At 61.1% G+C, this 26,034-nt stretch carries 21 protein-coding genes, 3 tRNA genes and 4 pseudogenes; 11 read left to right on the top strand and 17 right to left on the bottom strand.

Annotated features, from left to right (window positions below; translation table 11 throughout):
* Nucleotides 1–56: 56 nt before the first annotated feature.
* Nucleotides 57–683, bottom strand: a complete 627-nt coding sequence (thiE, locus tag ACZZZP_RS19210; protein WP_463383775.1) for a thiamine phosphate synthase — start codon at nt 681–683, stop codon at nt 57–59.
* Nucleotides 680–1,476 (bottom strand): annotated as a pseudogene (locus ACZZZP_RS19205) (hydroxymethylpyrimidine/phosphomethylpyrimidine kinase). Before ACZZZP_RS19205 ends, thiE begins: the two are co-directional and overlap by 4 nt.
* A 283-nt stretch (nt 1,477–1,759) precedes the next feature.
* On the opposite strand from ACZZZP_RS19205, the pseudogene ACZZZP_RS19200 reads away from it, so the two are divergent.
* The 4 genes and pseudogenes from ACZZZP_RS19200 (at nt 1,760) to amn (ending at nt 8,297) form a co-directional block, all read left to right on the top strand.
* Nucleotides 1,760–4,174, top strand: a pseudogene (locus ACZZZP_RS19200) (hybrid sensor histidine kinase/response regulator).
* Between the two features lie 201 nt (nt 4,175–4,375).
* Complete coding sequence (locus ACZZZP_RS19195; RefSeq protein ID WP_463383772.1) at nt 4,376–5,017, top strand: TetR/AcrR family transcriptional regulator; 642 nt, start codon at nt 4,376–4,378, stop codon at nt 5,015–5,017.
* Nucleotides 5,014–6,682: pseudogene (locus tag ACZZZP_RS19190) on the top strand (acyl-CoA dehydrogenase family protein). The gene ACZZZP_RS19195 and the pseudogene ACZZZP_RS19190 overlap by 4 nt, the downstream one beginning before the upstream one ends.
* A gap of 142 nt (nt 6,683–6,824) precedes the next feature.
* Nucleotides 6,825–8,297 carry an AMP nucleosidase gene (gene amn, locus ACZZZP_RS19185; protein ID WP_241000574.1) on the top strand — a complete coding sequence of 491 codons (1,473 nt, stop codon included), beginning with the start codon at nt 6,825–6,827 and terminating at the stop codon, nt 8,295–8,297.
* A 335-nt stretch (nt 8,298–8,632) separates the two neighbouring features.
* Here the strand turns inward: amn and ACZZZP_RS19180 are convergent, their stop codons facing one another.
* A complete protein-coding gene (locus ACZZZP_RS19180; RefSeq protein WP_463383770.1) occupies nt 8,633–9,667 on the bottom strand; it encodes an MBL fold metallo-hydrolase in 1,035 nt (344 codons plus the stop codon).
* A 94-nt stretch (nt 9,668–9,761) separates the two neighbouring features.
* Entirely contained in the window at nt 9,762–10,790 is a 1,029-nt protein-coding gene (ahr, locus tag ACZZZP_RS19175; RefSeq protein ID WP_463383769.1) for an NADPH-dependent aldehyde reductase Ahr, read from the bottom strand.
* Between the two features lie 142 nt (nt 10,791–10,932).
* On the opposite strand from ahr, the pseudogene ACZZZP_RS19170 reads away from it, so the two are divergent.
* Nucleotides 10,933–11,540, top strand: a pseudogene (locus tag ACZZZP_RS19170) (pseudouridine synthase).
* Between the two features lie 80 nt (nt 11,541–11,620).
* Here the strand turns inward: ACZZZP_RS19170 and ACZZZP_RS19165 are convergent.
* Nucleotides 11,621–11,824, bottom strand: coding sequence for a DUF2788 domain-containing protein (locus ACZZZP_RS19165; protein ID WP_463383767.1), 204 nt, complete (start codon nt 11,822–11,824; stop codon nt 11,621–11,623).
* 118 nt (nt 11,825–11,942) lie between these two features.
* The gene (locus ACZZZP_RS19160; protein WP_122494463.1) at nt 11,943–12,422 is read right to left on the bottom strand and encodes an Lrp/AsnC family transcriptional regulator; all 480 of its coding nucleotides are present in this window, start codon (nt 12,420–12,422) and stop codon (nt 11,943–11,945) included.
* Between the two features lie 599 nt (nt 12,423–13,021).
* Here ACZZZP_RS19160 and ACZZZP_RS19155 point away from each other — a divergent pair.
* Nucleotides 13,022–14,119: a DUF6515 family protein gene (locus ACZZZP_RS19155; protein ID WP_463536773.1), complete on the top strand. Its 1,098-nt coding sequence runs from the start codon at nt 13,022–13,024 to the stop codon at nt 14,117–14,119.
* A 59-nt stretch (nt 14,120–14,178) separates the two neighbouring features.
* Here ACZZZP_RS19155 and ACZZZP_RS19150 read toward each other — a convergent pair whose 3' ends face one another.
* Entirely contained in the window at nt 14,179–14,511 is a 333-nt protein-coding gene (locus ACZZZP_RS19150; RefSeq protein ID WP_122452344.1) for a PilZ domain-containing protein, read from the bottom strand.
* A 9-nt stretch (nt 14,512–14,520) separates the two neighbouring features.
* The gene (locus ACZZZP_RS19145) at nt 14,521–16,890 is read right to left on the bottom strand and encodes a DUF1631 domain-containing protein (protein ID WP_463383765.1); all 2,370 of its coding nucleotides are present in this window, start codon (nt 16,888–16,890) and stop codon (nt 14,521–14,523) included.
* 205 nt (nt 16,891–17,095) lie between these two features.
* Here ACZZZP_RS19145 and ACZZZP_RS19140 point away from each other — a divergent pair.
* From ACZZZP_RS19140 to ACZZZP_RS19130, 3 genes are all read left to right on the top strand, one after another.
* A tRNA-Asn gene (locus ACZZZP_RS19140) sits at nt 17,096–17,171 on the top strand.
* A gap of 10 nt (nt 17,172–17,181) precedes the next feature.
* A tRNA-Pro gene (locus ACZZZP_RS19135) sits at nt 17,182–17,258 on the top strand.
* A 5-nt stretch (nt 17,259–17,263) separates the two neighbouring features.
* Nucleotides 17,264–17,339: transfer RNA gene (locus tag ACZZZP_RS19130), tRNA-Lys, on the top strand.
* A 176-nt stretch (nt 17,340–17,515) separates the two neighbouring features.
* On the opposite strand, the gene ACZZZP_RS19125 is transcribed toward ACZZZP_RS19130, so the two are convergent.
* The 4 genes from ACZZZP_RS19125 to ACZZZP_RS19110 form a co-directional block, all read right to left on the bottom strand.
* A complete protein-coding gene (locus ACZZZP_RS19125) occupies nt 17,516–18,814 on the bottom strand; it encodes an NAD(P)/FAD-dependent oxidoreductase (protein ID WP_463536772.1) in 1,299 nt (432 codons plus the stop codon).
* Nucleotides 18,815–18,877: 63 nt separating this feature from the next.
* Nucleotides 18,878–19,051 carry a DUF3094 family protein gene (locus tag ACZZZP_RS19120; protein WP_122494453.1) on the bottom strand — a complete coding sequence of 58 codons (174 nt, stop codon included), beginning with the start codon at nt 19,049–19,051 and terminating at the stop codon, nt 18,878–18,880.
* Nucleotides 19,052–19,092: 41 nt separating this feature from the next.
* Nucleotides 19,093–19,587: an MOSC domain-containing protein gene (locus ACZZZP_RS19115; RefSeq protein ID WP_463536771.1), complete on the bottom strand. Its 495-nt coding sequence runs from the start codon at nt 19,585–19,587 to the stop codon at nt 19,093–19,095.
* On the bottom strand, nt 19,584–20,213 hold the full coding sequence (locus ACZZZP_RS19110) for a DUF1780 domain-containing protein (RefSeq protein ID WP_463383763.1): 630 nt from the start codon (nt 20,211–20,213) through the stop codon (nt 19,584–19,586). The genes ACZZZP_RS19115 and ACZZZP_RS19110 overlap by 4 nt, the downstream gene beginning before the upstream one ends.
* 152 nt (nt 20,214–20,365) lie before the next feature.
* Here ACZZZP_RS19110 and ACZZZP_RS19105 point away from each other — a divergent pair, with 152 nt between their 5' ends.
* A complete protein-coding gene (locus tag ACZZZP_RS19105) occupies nt 20,366–21,046 on the top strand; it encodes an energy-coupling factor ABC transporter permease (RefSeq protein ID WP_463383762.1) in 681 nt (226 codons plus the stop codon).
* Nucleotides 21,047–21,155: 109 nt separating this feature from the next.
* Entirely contained in the window at nt 21,156–21,371 is a 216-nt protein-coding gene (locus tag ACZZZP_RS19100) for a hypothetical protein (protein WP_463383761.1), read from the top strand.
* 3 nt (nt 21,372–21,374) lie between these two features.
* Here the strand turns inward: ACZZZP_RS19100 and yacG are convergent, their stop codons facing one another.
* From yacG to pilB, 5 genes are read right to left on the bottom strand one after another with little or no spacing between them, the layout of a single operon-like run.
* Complete coding sequence (gene yacG / locus ACZZZP_RS19095; RefSeq protein WP_463383760.1) at nt 21,375–21,581, bottom strand: DNA gyrase inhibitor YacG; 207 nt, start codon at nt 21,579–21,581, stop codon at nt 21,375–21,377.
* Complete coding sequence (coaE, locus tag ACZZZP_RS19090) at nt 21,578–22,189, bottom strand: dephospho-CoA kinase (RefSeq protein WP_463383759.1); 612 nt, start codon at nt 22,187–22,189, stop codon at nt 21,578–21,580. The genes yacG and coaE overlap by 4 nt, the downstream gene beginning before the upstream one ends.
* Nucleotides 22,186–23,058, bottom strand: a complete 873-nt coding sequence (locus ACZZZP_RS19085) for a prepilin peptidase (RefSeq protein WP_463536770.1) — start codon at nt 23,056–23,058, stop codon at nt 22,186–22,188. The genes coaE and ACZZZP_RS19085 overlap by 4 nt, the downstream gene beginning before the upstream one ends.
* A 3-nt stretch (nt 23,059–23,061) precedes the next feature.
* Nucleotides 23,062–24,282, bottom strand: coding sequence for a type II secretion system F family protein (locus ACZZZP_RS19080; protein WP_463383757.1), 1,221 nt, complete (start codon nt 24,280–24,282; stop codon nt 23,062–23,064).
* 3 nt (nt 24,283–24,285) lie between these two features.
* Complete coding sequence (pilB, locus tag ACZZZP_RS19075) at nt 24,286–25,980, bottom strand: type IV-A pilus assembly ATPase PilB (RefSeq protein WP_463383756.1); 1,695 nt, start codon at nt 25,978–25,980, stop codon at nt 24,286–24,288.
* Nucleotides 25,981–26,034 lie beyond the last annotated feature (54 nt).

Raw genomic sequence — 26,034 nt, 5'->3', positions numbered from 1 at the left:
TAACTGAACAGATGGCGGCGGGCAGGCTGACCTGCCGGCGCACTGGAATTCGACGGTTACGACTGAAACAGGGCGCTGAAGGCGCGGGCGCGGCGGTTCACTTCCTGGGCGCTGTCGGCGCTGAACAGGGCGTGAATGACGGCTAACAAACTGACCCCGCCGGCCACCAGAGGTGCGGCATTTTCCAGGTCGATACCGCCAATGGCGCAGATCGGCAACTGCACGCTGGCGCGCGCTTGCTGCACCAACTCGAGGGTGGCAGCCGGGGCGCCCGGCTTGGTCTGCGAGTTAAAGAAGCGGCCGAAAGCCACGTAGCTCGCCCCTTCGCGGGCGACCTGCTGGGCCAGCTCAAGCTGCGCCAGGCACGTACCGCCAATGATGGCTTTACGACCCAGCAGTGCGCGAGCGGCGGACAACGAGCCGTCGCCCTGGCCGAGGTGCACGCCAACGCCCAAGCGCGCGGCAAGCTCGGCATCGTCATTAATCAACAGGTGGGCACCGTAGCGCTCGCAGAGGTTTTTCAGCGCTTGGGCTTCGCGCAGGCGACGGGCTTCGTCGCTGCTTTTGTCCCGGTATTGCAGCAGCGTGGCGCCACCGTCGAGGGCGGCTTCCACATACGGCAGCAGCTTGCCCCCGGCCAGTAACTGGCTGTCGGTGATGGCGTACAGGCCACGCAGCGTCACGAGTTGAAGTCCAGCGGCAAGCGGCGCGGCACGTACTGGCCACGGCCCAACTGCTCGGCATCGCGCAAGGTGCGCCAGGTATAGGCCAGCGCCGACTGCACCGCGCTCACCAGCGCTTCGCCCTGAGCGAGCCGGCCGGCAAGGGTGCTGGCCAACGTGCAGCCCGAGCCGTGATAACTGCCCGGCAGACGCTCACAGGTGAAGGTGTGCTGGCTGCCGTCGCGGCTGTAAAGACGGTTGTGTATTTGCGCTTCATCGCCATGGCCGCCGGTGATCAGCAGGTGCTGGCAGAACGGCAAAGTTTGGCCGCGCACTCATCGGCCGTGCCTTCAGGCAGTTCGGCGAGAATGCGCGCTTCGGGCAGGTTAGGCGTGGCGATGGTGGCCACCGGCAGCAAGCGCTCGCGCATGGCGAAGCCCACTTCATCCTTGCCCAACGCGCCGCCGCCGCCGGCTCGCAGCACGGGGTCGCATACCAGGGGAACGCCGGGCAATTTCTGCATGATTTCCAGCACGGTTTCGACCATCTGCACCGAGCCGAGCATGCCCAGCTTGACGGCGGCGACCGGCATGTCGGCGATCACCGCATGGGCCTGGGCCAGCACCCATTCGCGGTCAAGCACGCGGAAGTCGCTGACGTTAACGGTGTCTTGCACGGTCAACGCGGTTACCGCCGGAGCGGCGTGGCAGCCTTGCGCAAGCAGGGCTTCGATATCGGCCTGAAGGCCGGCGCCGCCACTCGGGTCGTGACCGGAAAGGCAGAGAACAACGGGGCGGGAGGTATAGGTAGTCATGGTGCGCGAGCTTATCACTTTTCACCTTTTTTGCCCCAGGCGGGCGCTCTGTTCACAGGGTGAGTAATGAGATGACACAGGCAACGAATGGGGCACCACCCTTTTGCGCTGAAGCAGGTGGCCAGTATCGCTGCTGGCACTCGCGATGCCTTGCTGGGGGCGGCTTTCAGCGTAGGGCGGCTATGCTAGAGTGACCCCCATTTTTGAATAAATCAGGTCGGCAGGTGACGTCACTTACGGAGATGGGGCTCCGACGTCAACCGCCAGGCCTTTGCGGGGCAGCATGCGCTACGGTCTTCTACTTGTTCTGTGTTTACTGACGAACCTGGCCCACGCGGTCGAATTCGACGAGTACACCACCCAGCTCGTGCTCGGTCAGGAAATGGACGTGTTCGAGGATGTGCGCGGCGACGCCACCATCAACGACATCACCTCGCCGGCACTGCAAGCCAACTTCCGCCGCCACGACAAACCGGTGCTCAACTCCGGTTACTCGCACTCGGTGTTCTGGCTGCGTATCGACCTCGCTTACCGCCCGCAAGCGCTGCTCGGCCAGCAACCCTGGCTGCTGGAATTGGCGTATCCGCCGCTCGATCATCTCGACCTGTATCTGCCCGATGGCCGCGGCGGCTTCCAACTGGCCGAGCGCACCGGCGATGCATTGCCCTTCGACAGCCGGCAGATCAAACAGAATAACTACCTGTTCGAAATCAACTTGCAGCCGTATCAGCCGCAACGCGTTTACCTGCGCATTCAAAGTCAGGGCTCGATTCAGGCGCCGCTCAATCTGTGGTCACCGAAGGTGTACATGGAACAGATGCCCGGGCGCATCTACCTGCTCGGCATCATCTACGGCGTGCTGCTGGGCATGCTGATTTACAACCTGTTCATCTTCCTCAGCGTGCGCGACCCGAGCTACCTCTATTACATCCTCTACATCGCCTCGTTCGGGCTGTATCAGGTGTCGGTCAATGGCGCCGGCATCGAATATTTCTGGCCCGACAACCCGTGGTGGGCGAACGCCTCCACGCCGTTCCTGATTGGCTCGGCGACGCTGTTCGGCTGTCAGTTTGCGCGCACCTTTTTGCACACCGGCGAGCACAGTCCGTGGGTGGACCGCACGTTGCTGGCGCTATGGCCGTGGGCGCGCTGGTGATGGTATTGGCGCTCACCGTCAGTTACAGCGTGTCGCTGCGCCTGGCCACGTACCTTGCGCTGCTATTCACGGTTGTGGTGTTTACCGCCGGCCTGATTGCCTGGCGTCGCGGCATGCGCGTGGCGCGCTATTTCATCTTTGCCTGGACCACTTTCCTGATTGGCGGCGTGATCAACACCTTGATGGTGCTCGGCTACCTGCCCAACGTGTTCCTCACCATGTACGCCAGCCAGATCGGCTCAGCGATTGAAGTGGGGCTGCTGTCGCTGGCCTTGGCCGACCGCATCAATTCCATGAAAGAAGAGCGCGCGCGAATCCTTTATGACTCGGGCCGCAAACTAGAAACCCTCAACCTTGAACTCGCCAACAGCAACCGCCTGAAAGACGAATTCCTGGCCACCGTCACCCATGAATTGCGCACCCCCATGAACGGCGTTATTGGCTCGCTGGAGCTGATGCAAACCGTGCCCATGGACGTCGAGCTGGAGCAGTACCAAAACCGCCAGCGCCTCGGCGCGCGACATGATGCGCATGGTCAGCGACATCCTCACTCTCACCGAACTGCAAGCCGGCAAGCTGTACCCGTGGCGTGAACCCTTCAGCCTGCGCGGTCTGTTTGGCGGCCTGCGCAGCCAGTTCGCCCCGCGTGCCGAAGAGAAAGGGCTGGGCTTCACGCTGGAAATGGACGAAAGCCTCCCCGACACCCTGGAAGGCGACGCCGGCAAGCTCAGCCAATGCATCGGTTACCTGCTCGACAACGCGATCAAATTCACCCCGGGCGGCGCCGTGACATTGCGCGTGGCGGCGGTGGAGCGGGGGCGCGAAGGGTTGGTGCTGAAAGTGGGCGTCATCGACAGCGGCATCGGGTTCAGCACGCCGAAAGATGGCTCGCTGTATCAGCGCTTCCACCAGCTCGACGGCTCGATGACTCGGGAATACGGCGGCTTGGGCGTGGGTTTGGCGATTTGCCGCAAGCTGGTCAGCCTGATGGGCGGCGGCTTGAGCCACACCTCGGAAGTGGGCGAGGGCAGTCACTTCGAACTCACCGTGCCGCTGTTTCTCTCCAATAGCGGCAACCATCTCGCCAGCGCGCCGTCCCGTGAGCCAGCACGCCGCGGTGGCGGCCAGGCCCTGCGCCGGCCGGAGGAGTGCACGGTGTTGGTGGTGGAAGACAACGGCATCAACCAACTGGTGATGCGCGGCATGTTGCTCAAGCTCGGCTACCGCGTGCGCTGCGCCGACAACGGCAGCGATGCCCTTGAACTGCTGCGCCGAGAGCCGGTAGACGCCGTGCTGCTCGACTGCCAGATGCCGGTCATGGACGGCTTTGCCACCTGCCGCGCCTTGCGTGCGATGTCCAACTGCGCCGAGTTGCCAGTGCTGGCCATCACCGCCCACAGCCACAGCGGCGACCGCGAGCGCTGTTTGGCCGCTGGCATGAGCGACTACCTGGCCAAGCCGGTGAAATTTGAACAGCTGCAAGCGTTGCTGCATGACTGGCTGCTGAGCCTGGAGCCGCCAGCGCCGGCGCGGATTTCTTAAGCGCGACTCTGATCCTGTGGGAGGGGCTTTAGCCGCGATTGGTCCAGACGCATCAGTCAAAAGCATCGCGGCTAATCGGAATGCCGCCCAGCCGCTCCTACAGGGCCCCTCCGTTTGACCCCTTTCTTTTGGCCAGAATGCCCCTTCTTTCCAAACTCTGAATCCTGATTCACTGGCGCCAAATGAATCAGGATTCAGACTATGGCCTACCGACACAGCGCCGCTCGCATTGACCGCGATCAGGAGCAACGCGAGCGCATCCTCGACTGCGCCTTGTTGCTGGTGGTGGAAGGCGGTTTCGCCGCCTTAACCATGCAAACCCTCGCCGAGCGCGTGGGCATCGCCACGGGCAGCCTGTACCGGCACTTTCGCGGCAAGGGCGAACTGGCGGCCGAGGTATTTGCCCGGGCCAGCCAGCGTGAAGTCGACGCCATGGCCAGCGCGCTGCAACTGCCGGGCAGCGAACCAAAACGCCTGGCCGGCGCCCTTGAGCAATTCGCCGCCCGTGCCTGGCAAAGCCGTCAACTGGCATTCGCCCTGATCGCCGAACCTGTGGACCCGGAAGTGGATGAACGCCGCCTCGAATTTCGCGAGGCGTACGCCGCTCAACTCAGCACCGTTATCGAACAGGGCGTGGCCACTGGCGCGTTTCGAACCTCGTCGGTGGCGGTCAGCGCCGCCTGCCTGGTGGGCGCTATTAGCGAAGCGCTGGTCGGTCCGCTTTCACCGCAAGCCCGCGCCGCTCGCGAAGCGGGCGAGCCCGCTCTGCAACTGGCGGACGTCAGCGCCGCCCTTGTTTCCTTTTGTCTACGCGCCCTTGCCGCCGAGGAGTCACAGCCATGAGCACTGCCGTTAATAGCTACGCCGCGTTTGCCGAAACCCACGAAGTGAGCAATCAGCCGCCGTCGCTCGACGGCATCAACCTGTACCGCGCCGACCTGCCGCTGCAGGAGTGGACGCGTCACTTCGGCGGCGGCTGGGCCCACGACCGCATCGATGCCTACGGCGCTTTAGCTGGCGGCCCGCTGATGGCGGCCGGGTTTCTCGCCAACGAAAACAAACCGGTGTTCAAAAGCCACGACCGCTACGGCAACCGCATCGACCTAGTGGAGTTTCATCCCGCCTACCACGAGCTTATGAAGGCGGCGGTGGAACACGGCCTGCCGTCATTGCCCTGGACCGACCCTCGCCCTGGCGCCCACGTCGCCCGCGCTGCCATGACTTATATGCACAGCCAGGCCGAAGCCGGCACCGGCTGCCCGCTGACCATGACCTTCGCCAGCGTGCCGGCGCTGCGTATGCAACCCGACGTCGCCGAGGTGTGGGTGCCGAAAGTGCTCGCCACCCAATACGACCCGCGCAACGTGCCGATGGCGCAGAAGGCCGGCGTCACCATCGGCATGGCCATGACCGAAAAGCAGGGCGGCACCGACGTGCGCGCCAACACTACGCGCGCCTATCCGGTCGGCGTTCCTGGCCCCGGTCAGGCTTACGAATTGGTCGGGCATAGGGTGGTTCTGCTCGGCGCCCATGTGCGACGCCTTCCTTACCCTGGCGCAAACCGACAAAGGCTTGAGCTGCTTCCTGCTGCCGCGTCATCGCCCGGATGGCACCCGCAACGAGTTCTACATCCAGCGCCTGAAAAACAAGCTCGGCAATTGCTCCAACGCCTCCAGCGAAGTGGAATACCGCGGCGCGCTGGCCTGGATGCTGGGCGAAGAAGGGCGCGGCGTACCGACCATTATCGAAATGGTGTCGATGACCCGCTTCGATTGCATGGTCGGCTCCAGCGCCCTGATGCGCCAAGCGTTGAGCCAGGCCGCCAACCACTGCGCGCACCGCACCGTGGGCGGCCGCGTGCTCAGCGAACAAGCCTTGATGCAAAACGTGCTGGCCGATTTGGCCGTGGAAAGCGAAGCCGCCATCGCGCTGAGCCTGCGCATGGCCAAAGCGCTGGATAACGCCCATGACGAAGGCGAAGACAAATTCGCCCGCCTGGTAACGGCCGTAGGCAAGTATTGGATCTGCAAACGCGCGCCGGCCATGATCAACGAAGCCGCCGAATGCATGGGCGGCGCCGGTTATGTGGAAGACAGCATTTTGCCGCGCCTATACCGCGAAGCGCCGGTGAACTCGACCTGGGAAGGCTCCGGCAATGTGCAGTGCCTGGACGTACTGCGCGCCTTGTCGAAAGAGCCGGGCGTGCTTGACGTGCTATTCAGCGAACTGGGCGACGGTCACGGCGACGCGCGCCTGAAAGCGCATATCGACGGGCTGAAGGCCGGCTTTCGCGACACCGCCGACATTCAGTACCGCGCCCGTCAGCTCACCGAAGATGTCGCGGTCGGCTTGCAAGCCAAACTGCTGCTGGAAAGCGGCAATGCGGTGGTGTCTGACGCATTTATCGCCAGCCGCCTGGGCCAGGGCGGCCGCGCTTACGGCACCTTGCCGCGCGGTGCGGACGTGGAAGCGTTGGTCGCACGCAGCACGCCCCATGTTATGGGGTGATGCCACGTGATCGATGCGGGGCAGGCTTCAGTCTCGATTGCCTTTTCCAGGAATCGCGGCTGAAGCCTTCCCCACAGTCATGCCTTTTGCGAACGATGCAGGCAAGATAGGCCGCATGCGAGTCCAGACAGGAAGGCCGATCGTGACCAGCAATACCGACAGTTTTGTTATCGCCCACACCCCCGAAGACGCCGTTGAACGCCTGGCCGAGTTGCATCAGCGGGCCGTGGATGGCCTTAGCCAGGCGCTCAAGGCGTACCTCAAGGATCGGGTCAAACCGGACCCGAGCCAACGCGGTCTGTTCCGCTACCCCGAACTGCGCCTGACCTACCTGTGCCAAGGCGAAGTGCCGACCACCGTGCGCGCCTACGCCAAAGTGCAGGTGCCTGGCACCTACAGCGTGACCGTCACCCACCCGGCGGCGTTTCGTAAGTACCTGCTCGAACAACTGCGCCCATTGATGAACGACTTCACCGTGCAGGTGGAAGTCGGCGTGAGCCAACAGGACATTCCGTACCCCTACGTGGTGGAAGGCGGCGATGAACTGGCTGGTTCGGGCGTGACCGCAGCGGAATTGTCGCGCGTGTTCCCAAGCACCGATCTGTCAGCCGCCACCGACGGTATCGCCGACGGCTTGTACGATTGGCAAAACATCGACCCACTGCCGCTGGCCCTGTTCGACGCCGCTCGGGTGGACTTTTCCCTGCGCCGGCTGGTGCATTACACCGGCAGCGACTGGCGCCATGTGCAGCCGTGGATTCTTCTGACCAACTACCACCGCTACGTTGACCAATTCATTCGCCACGGCCTGGCGCAACTGCGCGACGACCCGCGCTTTGTACGGATGGTCTTGCCGGGCAACGTGATCATTGAGCGCGGTACGTCCGAAGAAGACGCGCAAGCGGTTGCCGATGCCGTGGTGTGGCACCGTTATCAAATGCCGGCTTACCACCTGATCGCCGCGGATGGCCATGGCGTGACGCTGGTAAATATCGGCGTGGGCCCCTCGAACGCGAAAAACATCACCGACCACTTGGCCGTTTTGCGCCCGCACTGCTGGCTGATGATTGGTCACTGCGGCGGCTTGCGTCAGTCGCAAACCATTGGCGACTACGTGCTGGCCCACGCCTATATGCGCCGCGACGGCATTTTGGACCGCGTGGTGCCGCCGCACGTGCCGATTCCGGCCCTGGCCGAAGTGCAACTGGCCTTGCAGGAAGCCGCCGCTGCCGTTACCGGCGAAAAGGGCGAAGCGCTGAAACGGCGTCTGCGTACCGGCACGGTATTGACGTACGACGACCGCAACTGGGAACTGCGCTGGGCGCAGGAACGGCCGCTGATCAACCTGGCTCGCGCCATTGCCGTGGACATGGAAAGCGGCACCATCGCCGCCCAGGGCTATCGGTTGCGGGTGCCGTACGGCACGTTGTTGTGCGTATCGGACAAACCGTTGCACAGCGAAATCAAACTGCCGGGCGCGGCGGGCGCGTTCTACGAGCGAGCGGTGAACCAACACCTGCACATCGGCATCGCCGCCCTCGACCTGATGCGCACTCAGCTCGACTCACTGCACTCACGCAAACTGCGCAGCTTCGACGAGCCGCCGTTTAGATAAGGCGGGAAATTTCGTCGTTAACCCTTTGGGCGCGGCTGGGCGGCGTTCCGATTAGCCGCGATGCTTTTGGAAAAGAGCATCGCGGCTAAAGCCGCTCCCACAGGTTTCGATTGTGGGCAAAATCGGCCGCCCCGTTCAGAGGACAACACAGCAAACGCCGTCATTCCCGCGAAGGCGGGAATCCAGAATCTCCAAGGGAACCCACAACCGTGGACATTCCCCGCTCGCGAACAACCAAGCCGCTCACACAGGATAAATACCGCCCCTGTGGGAGCGGCTTCAGCCGCGATGCTGTTGAAATCACCGTCTCAAAGCGTTACCCACCGAGGGCATGCTCAAGGAATGGCCCACGAATCCCCCGGCTGCGGCACGCGAAAGCTCTGCGGGTCCACGTCCTGCTCCTGCAACGCCGCCGCCAGATCCGCCGGCGGGGCGAACTGCCCTTCATCGGTGAGGCGGAAGGTGCCGAAGTGAATGGCCATGCTGTTTTTGGCCTGCAATTGCCGGTGCGCCTGCACGGCGTCGTCGGGGTTCATGTGGTGGTCGCGCATAAACCAGCGTGGCGCGTAGGCGCCGATCGGCAACAGCGCGAAGCGCATCGGCCCGAACCGTTCGTTGATCAGTTTGAATTCCGGCCCCAACCCCGTGTCGCCGGGGAACAGCAGCGGGCCGCTCGGCGCTTGCAGCACAAAGCCCAGCCACAGCGTGTGGTTGGTATCGCTGCGGGTGCGTGACGACCAATGCTGCACAGGCACGCCATGCACGCTGAGGGTCGGGCTGATGGCCAGTTCCTGCCACCAATCAATCTCTGCCACGTCGGTAAAGCCGGTCTGCTTGATCAGCGCGCCGTTGCCCAGGCCCGTGACCACTTTGGCTGTCGGAAAGCGCAGCGCCAGTTTGCGCAGGCTTTCCAGGTCAAGGTGGTCGTAGTGGTTGTGGCTGACGAGAATCAGGTCAATCGGCGGTAACTGCTCAATGCTCAGCCCCGGTTGCTGGAAGCGTTTCGGGCCAATAAACGTGAACGGGCTGACCCGCTCGGACCACACCGGGTCCGTGAGAATGTTCAGGCCCTGATGTTGCAACAGCACGGTGGCGTGGTTGATGTAAGTGGCTTGAAGCGCATCGCCCATCACCCGCTGCGCCAGCACGGGCGGAGTTTTTGCCGCCGGTTGGCTGACCCAGGCGTCGGTGCGCTCGCGGTTGAGCTGCCACTTGAGCAGGTCGCGCAGGCTTTTTTCCGGGGTGGGTTGAATGTTGCGGAAGCGCTCGCCATCGAAGTGGTCGCTGGCGGGGCCTTGGTAAGCGGAGTTGTTACAGCCGGCCAGGGTCAGCAGGCTCAGTAACCAGGTGGGGCGGAGGTTACGTGGCATCGACGAAACTCGCAGGGGGAAGATGCAGGCAAACCTAGCATGGCCGCTTGGGTTTGCCTGCTCCCTTACATGTTTTGCAACTCAACGCAGCGCGTTATTTGCTGGCGTCGAGCACCACGCGGTAACGGGCTTTGCCGGCGCGCAGGTGATCGATGGCGTCGTTCACTTTGCTCATGGGGAACATTTCCACCTGAGGCACGATTTGATGACGGGCGCAGAATTCCAACATTTTCGCCATGTTGGCCGGTGAGCCTACGGGCGAGCCGGAGATGGCTTTTTGCGCGGGAATCAAGCTGAACACGTGCACCGGAATGGCGCTCGGCACGATGCCGACAAAGTGCAACCGGCCACGCCCACGCAAGGTGGCGAGCAGGCTGTTCCAGTCCAGATCAGCGCTGGCGGTGACGAGCAGGAAATCTAGAGTGCCGGCGATCGCTTTCATCGCCGCGCTGTCGGTGGACGCGACAGCCTTGTGCGCGCCCAGGCGCTGGGCTTCTTCCTGCTTGCTTGGCGAGGAGGTAAACGCCGTGACTTCGCAGCCCCACGCATTGAGGAATTTCAGTGCCAGGTGACCGAGGCCGCCGATGCCAACCACGCCGACGCGGTCGGTGGGTTTGATGTCCAAGTCCACCAGCGGGCTGAACACCGTTGAGCCGGCACAAAACAGCGGGCCGGCCAAGCTTGGGTCGATGGCCTCTGGAATCGGAATCGCCCAGGCCCAATGGGCGCGCAGGCGATCAGCGAAGCCGCCATTGCCGCCGATGATGGTGGGTTGCACGGTGCGACACAGCTGGTGCGAACCTTCCATGCACGAAGCGCAGTGCATGCAGCTGCCTTTGTTCCAGCCGATGCCCACACGCTGGCCAAGTTTGAGGCCGCGCACCTGGTCGCCCATGCGCACCACGGTGCCGACCACTTCGTGGCCGGGAATGAACGGATAGCGGGTGCGGCCCCATTCGTTGTCGATCATCGATTGGTCGGAGTGGCAGATGCCGCAGAACTCCACCGCCACTTCAACATCTTCGGCGGCGAGCGGGCCTGGATCGTATTCATACGACTGCAGCGGGGCTTTGGGCGCGGTAGCGGCCCAACCGGTGAACTTCTCGACCTCGGACGTGCTCATGCAAGGATTCCTTGTGGGTTAGACGGCGCAACGCAGCAGCATAACCATAGACGGCAAATGATGAAGCGAGATAAGCCCGGTTGATGGTGCGTGCATGGCCTCGCGTTACACTGTGCAGCCTGCTCGTTGCCCTGGATTGTTCATGTCGCGCCCGCCTCGTCCCGCCCGCCCAGCTCCCCGCCGCGTCGCCAAAGCGCCGCCGGCTGAGCCGACGTTGTTGCTGTTCAACAAGCCGTTCGACGTGCTGACCCAGTTCAACGATGAGCAGGGCCGCAGCACGCTCAAAGACTTTATTGCGGTGCCCGGCGTTTACCCGGCCGGGCGGCTGGACCGCGACAGTGAAGGGCTGCTGCTACTGACCAACGATGGGCAGCTGCAAGCGCGAATTGCCGACCCCAAACACAAACTGGCGAAAACCTATTGGGTGCAGGTCGAAGGCGAGCCGACCGAAGCGCAGCTGCAACAATTGCGTGATGGCGTGACCTTGAATGACGGACCGACCTTGCCGGCTGAAGCGCGGCAACTGGCCGAACCTGAACTGTGGGAGCGCAATCCGCCGGTGCGGTTTCGCAAGAGCATTCCGACGTCGTGGTTGGAATTGGTGATCAGGAAGGGCGCAACCGCCAGGTGCGGCGGATGACAGCGGCAGTGGGGCTGCCGACGTTGCGGCTGGTACGGGTGCGGATTGGGCCGTGGAGTATCGAGGGGCTGGGGTTGGGGGAGTGGAAGGCGGTTGAGGCACGGCTTTGAGTCGTTCGTCGTAGGTTGGGCGGTGCGCGTGGCTCACCGAGCGCGACCAACCCAACCAGCGCGCAAATTCCTGCTCGGCTCTAGAAGCCTTCCAGGCTTCCAATCACCACGGTCTTGATGATGAAGCCCAACACGCCCAGGCCCAGGGCGAGGAACAGGACCATGGTGCCGTAGCGGCCGGCTTTGGATTTTTTTGCCAGGTCCCACACGATAAAGGCCATGAATATCACCAGGCCGCCGACCAGGATGATCATCATCCACTCTTCAAACTTTTCCGGTTCCATCACAACCTCAGGTATTCGTCAGACACAACCATACTGCCGCAGGCCTCAAGGCCGGGCGTTGGCGGGCGATTATACGTCAGCCTCCACATCTGTGGCCGCAGGTTGTCGGGGCAAGCGTTTAGCTGCGCAGGTGTTGTAACGGCAGTTGGGTGCTGGAGATTACCTGGTTGAGCACGAAGCTCGACCGCACGCTGGTGACGCCTTCGATGCGCGTGAGCTGGCCCAGCAGGAACTTCTGGTAATGGTCCATATCCGGCACCACCACCTTGAGTTGGTAGTCCGCGTCCATGCCGGTCACCAGGCAACACTCCAGCACTTCCGGGCACTGGGTGATCACCGCTTCGAAGTGCTCGAAACGCTCGGGCGTATGTCGGTCCATGCCGATGTTCACGTACGCCGTCAGGCTCAGCCCCAGCTTCTTGCGATCCAGCAGCGCTACTTGTCGAAGAATGTAGCCGTCATCTTCCAACTGCTTGACCCTGCGCGAGCAGGGCGAGGGCGACAGGCCGATCCGTTCGGCCAGTTCCTGATTGGAAATGCGCGCGTCGCGCTGTAATTCGGCCAGTATGTTCAGGTCGTAGCGGTCTAGGTTGTTCAAGATGGCGCCCCATTCGGTGTTAATTGCGCGACATGGTGCGTTATGAGCTAAAGATTGCGCAAGCGGCCTATCGATCAGCAATATTCGCAATCCTGTGTCGCACGGTCAGGCCTACACTTTCCTTCAAGTTAAATGACCCGGACGCAAGTCCAACTGGCCCGCTCAATCAGGCGCGCCAGAGCCGCCGATCCCACCGGGTCGCCTCGGCAACCGGGTCCGCACTGCCCAACCAGGCGGGCGAGACAGGCGGCGACACAATCGCCAGCAGAGGACAGAAATGGGCCCCCCTGAGGGCCCTTTTTTTTTGTGTTCCTAAGCGATCGGCTGCGCGTCGGTCTGGCTGCGTTGAAAACCAATTTCCAATGCTCATGGGCTACAGCCCACTGCGCTCGTAAATTGATTTCCGCCTTGCCAGACCTAGCTCGCTCGATCTGGAGCGGCGGGGGGGGGGGGGCGGAAATCTTTTTTGGTTGTGCTTCCTGTTCTGCAACTCCGCTAGTGGCCGTTGTCGAAGTGGTTACCGATGGGCTACAACATCCGGCCGTTCTGCAATACGGGTGGTAGGTGTGTCGCGGTCTTTTCCCTCTGGAGTAGAAGTCATGAAGTCGCAGCTGTGGCGCCTGGCAGGTGTAAGCGTCCTTTCCCTGGCGATGTGCGCCAATGCGCTCGCCGATGACGGGCCGGATGTGCGTTCGGTGATGGGCGGCAGTTCGCAGCGTGATCAGGGGCGCGGCAACAGCGGCGGTAATCAGGGCGGGCAGCCGCAAGCGCGTCCGCAGCAGCAGCAGGGACCGCAGGGCGCTGCTCGAACATTGGGCGGCAGCAGTCCGTCGCAGCGTGATCGTGATGATCACGGCGGCAATGGCAACGGTCACAACGGCGGCTACAACGGCGGTGGTAACAATCAGGGCGGCTATAACGGTGGTGGTTATAACCAGGGCGGTTACAACGGCGGCGGGTACAACCAGGGCGGCGGTCAGAACCACAACGGCAATGGCTACAACGGTGGTTATAACGGCGGCCACAACGGCGGTGGGCGCGATGACGATGACCGCGGCCGTCCGAGCAATAACGAACCCCGCGGGCCGCAGGGGCCGGCACGGCAGCTGGGTTCCAAGTCGCCACCCCCCGCCGGGCAATCAATGGCATGGCGGGCGGCCGGATGGCGGTTGGGGCCGGGCCCGCGCTGGCAGCCGGGCTACCGGGTAAACACCATTCCCTCGGGCCGTTGGCGCGTGCCGCACGGCGGGGTCGACTATTACTACGCCGACGGTTACTGGTACCGGCCATATGGCCCGAGCTACATCGTCGTCACGCCGCCTTACGGCGTTCGGGTGCGCACGCTGCCCTCGTACGCCGAGCAGCTGTGGATTGGCAGCGCGCTGTATTTCATCGCGGCTGGCACCTATTACCTGTACCAGGCCGACCGCCAGGAATATGTGGTCACCAGTCCACCCGTTCAGGTGACGAGCAACAACGGCTGGCAGGGCAACGGCTACGACGTGGTGGCGTATCCGGCGCGCGGGCAGAGCGAAGCGCAGTTGGCGCAGGACCGCTACGACTGCCATCGCTGGGCCGTGAATCAAAGCGGCTTTGATCCCTCGCAAGCCACCTATGCGCCGGCGCAAAACGTGGCGGACATCTACCGCCGCTCGCTGGGTGCCTGCATGGCCGGGCGCGGTTACAGCGTGAATTAGCCTTTCAGCGCACACAAAAAAGCCCCGCAGTTGTCGGGGCTTTTTTATCGGCTGACCGTTTACAGGCGCTTGAGCAACCCTTCGAGCAGCACGGCTTGGTCTTCGGCCAAATCGATGATGTGGAAGCCCGACCAACAATGCTGACCGTCGGCGCCCGGGCGGCTCCACAGACAATCCGCACCCAGGCGAACTTCGGTCAGGCCTTCGACTGGCGGGTAGGAAACAAGGCGGCATTCCAGCAGCGCATCGGCTTCTTGCGGGCAGTCACCAAATAGCATGAAGCCCTCGGCGGAGAGATCCACTACGCGGCCCAAGTGGCGCTCGGTGTGCAAGTCGTACACTTCCAGATGCAGCTCTGCGGCGTGTCGGCTGTGCTGGCGACGATCGTCCATTACGGCTCCTTAACTGTTGTCGGCGCGACCGGTGAAGCGTTGCAACACCCGGTAGATGGCGGTCAGGGCGCGGTCCACCAGCGGGGCCTCGCGTTCGGTTTGGAGGATGCGAACCAGACCTTGTTCCATCTCATTGGCTAAAATCGTCAGCGGTTTAATCGCCACACGCTGGCCGCTGTGGTCGACGAACATGTAGTTGTGCGTGGTCGGGCTGAACCATGACAGCTTGAGGTTACGCACCTGCGCACCGTCGATAAATTCAAACCAGGTACCAAACTCGATACGGCCCAATTCCTTGGCAATTAGCTGAGCCTGGTGCGACAGACCCGAGGCTTGCGGGGCGATGGTCGCTAACGCGGCGTCCTCGCCAAGCATGGCGCCGAGCGGGCTTTCCGGTAGCACCGGATTGAGCTTGGCGGCCACCAGTGGCTGCTTGGCTTGCACCGCGTGTTGGCAGGCGACGATGTCTTGAAGTAAGCGGCGGATACCGTCTTCGTGATAGCCGCCGAGAATCTCCAGGCCTTTGCGCAGGTCTTCCAGCAGCTGCACACGAATCGACTGCAAGCGCTCCTGACCGGCTGCGTTCAGCGGCGTGCTGCTCCAGGCAAGCTGCTCGGCCACATCGCTGTAGCGTTGCCACTCGGGGCTGCGTTCGCCGTGGCGCAGCAGCACAAATACCAGCGCGTCGGTCCAAGTCAGTTCGAGAAAGTTGCGAATGAGCGGCGGCGGCTGACGGTTGGCCAGCGCGCGGGCAATGATGTCCACCGCTTGCTGGCGCGCACCGAGCAATTTGTCGCGACCTTTGGCGGCTTCCACCGCACGCCGCTCCCGCAGCGCCACCTTGTGTTGCAGGTTGGTGGTGAACTCGTTGAATTCTTCGAGCAGGCTATCGAACAGTTTCAGCTCGCCGTCGAAACCCTGAATGACGCGTTCGACTACCCAGTGAATTTTCGCCAACAGGCCGCGGTCGTCTTCTTCGCCGCCATACAGTACGCCGGCCTGGGCCATGGCGTTGAGCAAGCGTCGCGCCGGGTGATGATGTTGGGTGAACAGCGCCTTATCCAGCAACGCCACTTTCAGGTAAGGCGTGTGCAGGTGGGAGAGGGCGGTTTTGCAATTGTCTGGCAGGTTTTCGTCATCAAGAATGAAGTCGAACAGCATGCCCACCAGGTCGATTACATCCGCTTCCTGGTCCGACAGCTTTTGCTGGCCGGGTTCGCTGCTGTGAGTTTCCAACTGCTGCTGCAGATCGACTTTGAAATCTTCGACTTGCTGCGGACGTTGCAAACGCTGTGAGAAATCCAGCGCCGACTGTTGCTGCAAACGGTTCAGTGCGTCGAGCAGGTCGCTGGCCGCGTAGGTGCGTGTCGCGCCGCTGGGGGCGAAGCTGGCGATACTGCGCGTGCCGCCCAGAAGCGGCGCATCGACGTTGTAATGCCGGCGCTCGCCAAGCAAGGCAGCAAGGCTACTGAACAATGCGGTTGGGTCGGTCGGCTCCGGGCCAGACGCATCGTAAGGCACGCGTGCGGCTTCGGCGCTAGGTACGGCGGCCGAGGCGGCGGGCGCTGTGCCGGCGGGTGCCGGTTGCGCATTGCGCACGGGCTCGTTGGTCGCTGCGGGCGCTGCGCTGGCCGGCTCACGCGGCGCCGTTGGGGCGCGTCGGGCATCGGGGGTGCGTTGCGGGGCGTACTTGAGGTTGGGCAAAACGCCGGCATCGATCAGGCGCTGGTTCATCGCTTCATACAGACGGTCGAGGCTCTGCATGACGTGGCGATCAAACAACATATAGAGGATGGTTTTGATCTGCGGCGGAAACGGCGTGGGCGCCAGCGCTTCGCGAAACGCCTGGGCAATCGCCCGCGGACCGAATGGGTTGTTGTCTTCGCCCAGCTTCTGGCCGTTGTTCAACACTGCCAGCCGTTGCTCGAGTGCGAACAGCGGCTCGGCGCAGCGGGCTTTGACCCGGCTGACCATGTTGGTGACTTGCAGACTCTCTTCGTAATCTTCGTTTTGAATCAACGACAGATCTTCAGCACGCAGCCCTGTCGCGTTCGCTTCGGGCTCGAGCGTGCCTTCAAGAAAATTAGAAAAGTTTTGCGCCACGCGCTGGTGGTAGCTGCGTTCGATTTGCGGTCGCTGCCGACGAATTTCGCGCATGTTGTCGAAAAACAACGACTGCACTTTATTGTTCTCGGCTTTCTCGGCGCATTCAAACAACGTGTCATCAACCTGCCCGAATACCCCGGTGAGGTGTTCGGCCAAACGATTCATCGCGAGCTTGCGGCAACCCTGCACCAGGTCCCCAAAACGCGGCTGAATTCCGCGGCTGGCAAGCGTCTGGTGGGTTCTCGATGGTGGGGGTACGTCCTGCGTGCTCATGGACTGTCCTGTTCAAGCCAAGCGGCTTATGCATCCTGCGGCGATCATATCTCACGCAAACATAGAGTGGCGATCACGTCGCTGCAAATCATTGTCTTAAAAGCTATTTAGGGGGTTGACAGGGTCGCGGATATCCTTAAAATGCAGCGCCTCGATACGGCAAATGGCTAACGCCAAATGACGTAAAGAGATGGAAGCAAGTAGTTCCGCGATAGCTCAGTCGGTAGAGCAAATGACTGTTAATCATTGGGTCCCAGGTTCGAGTCCTGGTCGCGGAGCCAATCTTTCAACCGGGGTATAGCGCAGTCCGGTAGCGCGCCTGCTTTGGGAGCAGGATGTCAGGAGTTCGAATCCCCTTACCCCGACCATTTTTGGGTCGTTAGCTCAGTTGGTAGAGCAGTTGGCTTTTAACCAATTGGTCGTAGGTTCGAGTCCCACACGACCCACCATTTTTGGCTCTTGATGTTTGAAGAGTTGAATCTTAGGCAAAGCGCTTAACGGCGTGGAGCCATCAAAAAAGGCGTCCTTCGGGACGCCTTTTTTGTTTGTGCTTTTTAAGCCGCCGCGTTCGACGGTGGAGCTTGGCAGGCGTGGGCTGAGCTTCGCCCACGCCTGTATCTCGTTGTCAGTGCAGCTTCAAACGCGGCTCCGTCCCACGTCCGATTCTGTCGCTGAGCATCAGCATCATGGTGCGGAACACGCCATACAGCGCCATCTGGTGCATACGGTACAGCGACACATAAAACATCCGCGCCAGCCAACCTTCCAGCATCACGCTGCCGGTGAGGTTGCCCATCAGATTGCCCACCGCCGAAAAACTCGCCAGCGAAATCAGCGAGCCGTAATCACGGTAGCGATAAGCCGGAAGCGCTTTGCCCTCAATACGCAGCTTCAACGATTTGGCCAATAGGGACGCCTGCTGGTGCGCGGCCTGCGCGCGAGGCGGTACGTTGCGGCCGTCTTCACCTTGCGGGCACGCGGCGCAATCGCCGAAGGCAAAAATATTATCGTCACGCGTGGTTTGCAGCGTCGGGCGCACCTGCAGTTGATTGATGCGATTGCTCTCCAGCCCATCAAGGTCTTTCAAGAACTCCGGCGCACGAATACCGGCGGCCCACACCTTTAAGCTGGCCGGAATCTCCTGGCCCTGCGCAGTTTTCAAACTGTCGCGCGTCACCTCGCTGACCGCCGCATTGGTCAGCACCGTGACGCCGAGTTTTTCCAAGGTTTTATGCACCGGCTGGCCGATGCGCTCCGGCAGTGCGGGCAACACGCGCGGTCCAGCTTCGATCACAGTGATGCGCATGTTTTCCGGCTTGATGCTATCCAGGCCATACGCCGCTAATTCGTGGGCCGCGTGGTGCAACTCGGCCGCCAGCTCCACGCCGGTGGCGCCGGCACCAACGATGGCCACGCTAATTTGTCCCGCGCTGTCCGCCTGATTGGCATGGGCGCGCATGTAGTGATTCAGCAGTTGCCGGTGGAAGCGTTCGGCCTGCACGCGGGTGTCCAGGAACAGGCAATGCTCCGCCGCGCCTGGCGTGCCGAAGTCGTTGGTGGTGCTGCCGACCGCAATCACCAGCGAGTCGTAATCCAGCGTGCGCGCCGGTACGAGCTCTTCGCCGTGTTCATCAACGGTGGCGGCCAATTGAATTTTTTTCGCCGCGCGGTCCAGCCCCTGCATCCGGCCTAGCTGAAACTCGAAGTGGTTCCACTTGGCTTGGGCGACGTAGTTGAGCTCATCTTCGGACGAGTTCAACGAGCCGGCCGCGACTTCGTGCAGCAGCGGTTTCCAGATGTGGGTGAGGTTGGCGTCAACCAGGGTTACGCGCGCGATGTCGCGTTTACCCAAGGTTTTACCCAGGCGGGTGGCAAGCTCCAGGCCGCCGGCGCCGCCGCCGACAATAACAATGCGATGGGACATGGTGAGTTCTCACAAGGCTTTTAAGGATTCGGGCAAAAGCCGGCGAGGCGAGCGCGAGGCAGCTCATAGCACTAACCGGCTGAGTAAACGGCTGAGAAGGCCCAGACCAATAACTGAGACCAACACGATTGAGAGCAAAAACCACGGACGGAACGGCCGGCGCTCGACTTGGTGATGCGGCGCGCTAAGGTGCTGGTCGACGCGTTGCTGGTCGTCTGGGCTGAGTCGGCTGGTCATGGCAGGCCTCGTTTGGGATAAATCCATTCTAGTCGTGGGATTTAATCTGGCTCAACGTAAAGCGTGTCCTGCAAACGAATAATCCCACCCTCCAGCACACGGGCGGTAATTCCGCCGTGTCCCCGCGCAGCCTGAAACGTGCCGCGCCCCAAGCGTTGTTCGAGGCGGGCACAGGGCTGGCACCAACCGGTGGTTTCCAGCAGTGCCTGGCCCAAGCGGAAGCGCCGATTCTTCAGGCTGAACAGATTGATGCCGCTCACCGCGAAGTTGCGGCGCATGTCGGCCGGCGTGATCGCTTGCTCGGCGGGCCGACCTAACAGCGCGCTGATGACCGCCAAGTGCTCCCATTGAATCAGCGTCACTTGCCGTGCGTTTCTCGGTCCGGGCCGGCTGCGGTCGCCGGTCAAGCCGGCTTCTCGCCGTGCTTCCACTGCATCCAATTCGATCATCGGCTCGCGCGAAACCGGTCGCACACCAATCCAGCGAACCTCGCCGTGTTGCGGTACGTCGGCGATGAGTTCCAACAGCTGACTCATAGACTGATTCCAATATCCAACAGCACCGTTCGGCCAAGGTTGATGCGCAGAAAGTCTGGCGCGCCGGGATGGGCGAACAACACCCGGGCGAAGTTCGGTCCTAACACAGACAGCGACCGCCAGCCCTGGTGCAGAAATTCGGTGGGAGGCGGGAAGGCGCTGTTGAAATTGGTGATCTCACGCTTGAGGTTCACGTAGGCGAGCATGTCGAGGTTGGCCACGTCGATACCGCGTTCGCGGTAGCTCGCGGTCTTTTTGCGAAGGGTCGGCGCTAACCGGTTATGCAGTTCGGCGGCGGTAATTTTTTTCGGCCGGGGCTCGTGCTCGACCAATTGGCTGAGGGAATACGCTTTGCGGCGTCGCTCCAGCTCCTGCCGCCATTCATCGTTAAGGCGGCGGCCTTCATCCAGCACGAAAAACACCTCGAAATGGGCGTCGTGAAACAGCACATCGGGCGGGTCTTTTTCAGCGGCGCTGAATTCTTCCAAGCGATGCGGCACATTCAGCGCCTGCAAAAAACGCCGGCATACCCAGCGCTCCCGCTCCCATTTCTGGGCGTTGGAAAGCAGGGCGTTGGCCTGTTCGGCTTGGTCGGTCAGTAGACGCAGGTAGTCGGAATCATCCATGCCCGCCAGTTTAGACGTCTGACAAGGCCGGTGTAGACTGCGATTTCGCCTAGGCAGGAGTCCTCTATGTCGATTCGCCCCGCGCTGCTCACTCGCCATGCCGCATTACGCGGGCTGGGGAGCGTTCGCGAGCTCGCAGAGGACGCGCCGTCGTGATCGCCGCCGAGTTGCTATCCACCACTACGTTGACGGCCGGCTGGCTGATTTATCTGCCCGTGCTGGCATGGGCCGTATTTCGTTCGCCCTGGCTGGAGCTATTCAGCGACACGCGCCGCCAGCACTTGCTGTTCGGCACCGTGCTGGGCTTGTTTGTGCTGTGGTTGGTCAGGCGCGATTTCGACGTGGGCGTGTCATTCCATTTTATCGGCATGACAGTCGTGACCCTGTTGCTCGACTGGCCGCTGGCAATCGTCGGCGGCCTGGTCGCCCAGCTCGGCTTGCTCGCCATTGGCCGGCAAGACCTAGCGGCCATCGGCGTGAACGGTGTGTTGCTGGTGCTGGTGCCGGTATTGGTCACCGAAGTGTGCGCGCTGTGGGTAGAGCGCCGGCAATCGCAGAATCTGTTCGTCTATATCTTCTGTTCCGGCTTTTTCCCGGCCGCGTTGGCCGCACTGCTTTGCGTGCTGTTGGGCCTGTGGGTGCTGTGGCTGGACGGCCGCTTTCCGATGCCGTTCTGGCTGGAAGACTTTGTCGGCTACCTGTGGCTGGTGATGTTTCCGGAGGCGTTTATCAACGGCACGCTGGTCACTGCGCTGGTGGTGTTCAAACCCGAATGGCTCGAGACGTTCAACCGCGATCGCTACCTGCAAGCGCCGTGGAACGATGATGAGTGATTCGCCGTTTTTATAGCGCTGCGCTGCTTGATCACGATCAGTTTTCGCGCCGAGCACGATTGTCACGCTCCAGCCCAGCCGCACCGGCGTTAACCGAGGAGATCGCGAGATGAGTGCACACGCATGGGCCACACAGCAGCTGCAGCGCAGCCTGGAAGAGGCCGCTGCTCAAGGGCTAGAAACAGGCTTGGCGTTGAGGGCGTTGCTCAGCGCGGTGATCGAACAGAGCAAGCACCACCGCAGCCCTGCGGACCTGGCACAGGAACTGCAGTTTCTCGCCGATAACCTGGACGACGACCGCGACTACAGCTTTATGCGGCCCTGAAACTCAGTGGCGTTGCGGCGGAACGTCGAAATCGCTGGAGAAGACGTCGTCTTCCACAGGGTCGCCCGGAATCGCATGTTCGCCGGACGCCCAGGCGCCAAGGTCGATCAACTTGCAGCGTTCGCTGCAAAACGGGCGGGTGACATTCTTCGGCGTCCATTCGACGGGGGCGCCGCAGGTTGGGCATTTAACGACGGGAGCAGGGCTCATGGCTGGCCTCCATGAAGAGTGAGATAGAAGCGGTGCAAGCGTTCAACTTCGGCTTGCAGCCAGGGTAAATCGCGGTCATTGAGCAACACGTCGTCCGCATGTTTCAAGCGGTCCTCGCGCAAGGCCTGAGCCTTGAGAATCGCATGGACCTGCTCCTGGGAGGCGCTATCGCGCAGCATCGTGCGCTCCAGTTGCAGGCTTTCGGGGGCGTCGACCACCAGCACTCGTTGCGTCAGCTTGTATTGACCCGACTCGATCAACAGCGGCGAAACCAGGATGGCGTACGGCGACGTGGCGCTCGCCAAGCTGGCCATGATTTCTTCGCCAATCAGCGGATGCAACAGCGTTTCGAGCCAGCGGCGTTCTTCCGGCGCTTGAAAGATAAGGCCGCGTAACGCCGTGCGGTCGAGCTCTCCACTGGCCTGCAAGACCTGCGGGCCGAAGTGCTCGACGATGGCAGCCAAGGCCGGTTTGCCCGGCTCAACCACCCAGCGCGCGGCGTGGTCGGCATCGACGCAGTGAACGCCTAAATCGATGAAGTGCTGCGCGACTGCGCTTTTGCCACTGCCGATGCCGCCAGTGAGCCCAAGAATCCAGGGTGTAGTCATTTAAATCCGGCGATTTGCAGATAGGTGCCGGTTATTTGATCACCCCAGAGCAGCGCAATCCAGCCGGCAATTGCCAGGTAAGGGCCAAAGGGAATCGGTGTGCTGGTTTCAGCGTTACGCAAACGCAGCATGATCACCCCCAACACCGCGCCCACCAGCGAGGACAGCAGAATCGTCAGCGGCAACACCTGCCACCCGCCCCACGCTCCGAGCATGGCCAGCAACTTGAAGTCGCCATAGCCCATGCCTTCCTTGCCCGTCACCAGCTTGAACAGCCAATACACCGACCACAAACTCAGGTAGCCGGCGACTGCGCCGAACAACGCGTCCTGCGCAGTGGCAAACAAGCCAAACTGATTAACGATCAAGCCGACCCACAACAGCGGCAACACCAACGCATCCGGCAGCAACTGGTGGTCCGCATCAATCAGGCTCATCGCCAACAAACCCCACGTCAGCAACAACATCGCGCCGGCTTGCCAAGTGAAACCGAAATGCCAAGCGACATACGCCGAGAGCAGGCCGCAGGTGAGCTCGACCAATGGGTAGCGCTTGCTGATCGGGGCTTTGCAGGAAGAGCATTTGCCGCGCAGGGCGAGCCAACTGACGACCGGGATGTTTTCCCAAGCTTTGATTTCGTGATTGCAATGCGGGCAGCTTGAGTTGGGCAGGATCAGATTGAAGGTTTCGCCCTCTGGCTCAGCCGGAAGCTCGAGGATTTCGCGTGCCTGGTTCTGCCAGTCGCGCTTCATCATTACTGGCAGGCGGTAGACGACCACGTTGAGGAAGCTGCCGATGAGAAGGCCGAGACCGAGCGCAAAAAAAACAAAGGCCAGCGCGTGGCTGGCCAAAAGTTCGATGACTTGCATGGATTAGACGACAGAGCCCAGTTGGAAGATTGGCAGGTACATCGCGATTACCAGACCGCCGATCAGCACGCCGAGAACGGACATGATCAACGGCTCCATCAGCGCCGTGAGTCCATCGACGGCGTTGTCTACTTCGGCTTCGTAGTAGCTGGCTACTTTGTCGAGCATTACATCGAGCGCACCGGACTCTTCACCAATGGCCGTCATTTGGATTGCCATTGACGGGAAAACGCCCGTCGTGCGCATCGAGAAGTTCAGCTGCATACCGGACGTAACATCCTGCTTGACCTTCAGCACCGCATTGCGGAACACGATGTTGCCGGTGGCGCCGGCTACTGAATCCAGCGCTTCAACCAGCGGAACGCCCGCCGCAAAGGTGGTCGACAGGGTTCGAGCGAAACGAGCTACCGACGACTTGTAAGTGATGTCGCCGACAATAGGCGCTTTTAGCACCAGGCGGTCGAGCGCGTCACGCATCTTAGGCGAGCGTTTTTTGGTTTCGGTAAATGCGAAAACAGTCCCGACAATACCGATCAAATAAACGAACCACCATTCCTGAAGCCCCTCTGAAAGGCCTACAACGAAGCGCGTAAACGCTGGAAGTTCTGCACCAAAACCCGCGAATACCGAAGCAAATTGCGGCACCACTTTAATCAGCAAAATGGCCGATACCACCACCGCCACCACAACTACCGCGATTGGGTAGTTCATGGCCTTTTTAATCTTGGCTTTCAGCGCTTCGGTTTTTTCTTTATAGGTCGCAACACGATCCAAAAGGTTTTCCAGCGCACCGGCCTGTTCACCGGCATCGACCAGGTTGCAGAACAAATCGTCAAAATACAGCGGTCTGGTGCGAAGGGCAGCAGCAAAGCTGTTACCAGCGGCAACGTGCTGTTTGATCTCTTCAACCAGCTTGCGCATGTTCTGGTTTTCAAGGCCTTCGCTGATGATGTCGAACGACTGCAGCAGCGGCACGCCGGCTTTCATCATGGTCGCCATCTGACGGGCAAACAGGGCGATGTCCATCGGCTTGATCTTTTTGCCTTTGCCGCCGAACAGCGAAACGGCTTTTTTACGCACCTTCTGCGGGTTGATGCCCTGCTTACGCAGTTGCGCTTTGACCAAGGCAGGATTCTGGCCGGCCATCTCGCCCTTTATCTTGGAGCCCTTTTTATCCGTGCCTTCCCAAGTGAAAGTGGTGGTTTTTATCGCTTTAACGGCCATGAATTAGTCCTTAGTCACGCGATTCACTTCTTCGAGGCTGGTCACACCCTGCATGGCCTTCAGCAGTGCTGAGGTCCGAAGGTCGCTAAAGCCATCTTTGCGCATTTGCACCGAGATATCGATGGAGTTGCCTTCCTCCATAATAATCCGTTGCAACGCAGGCGTGTTTTTAACCACTTCATAAATCCCGACACGGCCTTTGTAACCGTGGTTGCACAAATCGCAGCCGACCGGGCCGAAAATCTTGAAGGTACCGATCTTGCTTTCCGGGAAACCTTCTTCGATTAAAGCCTCGCGCGGAATGGGGACTTCTTTCTTGCACGAGTTACAGAGCTTGCGCGCCAATCGCTGGGCAATGATCAGGTTTACCGATGTAGCAATGTTGAACGACGGCACGCCCATGTTGCGTAAGCGAGTGAGTGTCTCCGCAGCGCTGTTGGTGTGCAGCGTCGACATCACCATGTGACCGGTTTGCGCCGCTTTGATAGCGATGGACGCGGTATCCAAGTCCCGAATCTCGCCGACCATGATGATGTCAGGGTCTTGCCGAAGGAACGACTTCAGTGCTGCCGTGAAATCCATCCCTTGCTTGGGGTTCACGTTGACCTGGTTGATGCCCTCCAGGTTGATCTCGACCGGGTCTTCCGCCGTCGAGATGTTTACGTCGACCGTGTTAAGAATGTTCAAACCGGTATACAGCGAAACCGTTTTGCCCGAACCAGTCGGGCCCGTTACCAAGATCATGCCCTGCGGCTGTTTAAGAGCCGACATGTAAAGGTCCTTCTGCGACTCTTCATATCCCAGTGCATCAATACCCATCTGAGCGCTGGACGAGTCCAGAATCCGCATCACGATCTTCTCGCCCCACAGCGTAGGGCAGGTGCTGACCCGGAAGTCGATTGATTTGGACTTGGAGATTCGCATCTTGATCCGACCATCCTGCGGCTTACGGCGCTCGGAAATGTCGAGGCTTGCCATTACCTTCAGCCGCGCAGAAATGCGTGGCGCCAGTTGGATAGGAGGGCGAGCGATTTCATGCAAAATGCCGTCTGTGCGAAAACGCACGCGGTAGCTTTTTTCGTACGGCTCAAAGTGCAGGTCGGACGAGCCCATCTTGATGGCGTCCAAGAGCATTTTATTGACGAAGCGAACCACGGGGGCGTCGTCAGCTTCCTGATTCTCCTCTTTGCCGGGGCCGTTCTCGTCAACGGCTTCGATGTCGAGGTCCAGATCGCCCAAATCGTCCATCGCCGTAGTGGCGCTATCGAAGAACTTATCAATGGCATCGCCGAGCTTGTCGTCCTCAACCAGAATCGCTTCGGTGTTGAGGCCGGTGCTGAACTGGACGTCTGTAATGGCCTGGTGATTGGTTGGGTCTGAAATGCCAAGGAATAACTTATTGCCGCGACGCCACAGCGGCAGCACTCGGTGCTGACGAACGAGCTTTTCTGCAACCAAGTCTTTCGGCTGGCTTTCTTTATCGAGGCTGGTCAGGTCGAGAAACGCAACGCCGAACTGTTCTGCCGCCACTTCCGCCAGCTGCCGGCTCTTCACCAGCTTGTTCTGCACCAAGTAGGTTACAAGGGAGGTTTTATTGCGCTGAGCCTGGGTTTGCGCTTGGCGAGCGTTTTTCTCGTCAAGCAACTCAGCCACGACGAGTTGCTTAGCTAGGCCGGTCAGGTTCACGAGGTCATTCATGGTGTGCCGCTCACGGAAATCATCCTGCCTTATAGCCTAGTCGCCAGCGCGTGC

It is taken from the genome of Pseudomonas sp. AC211 (assembly GCF_979258055.1).
The sequence above is the reverse complement of the archived record's forward strand: the minus strand, read 5'-3'. Positions and strand labels throughout refer to the sequence as shown.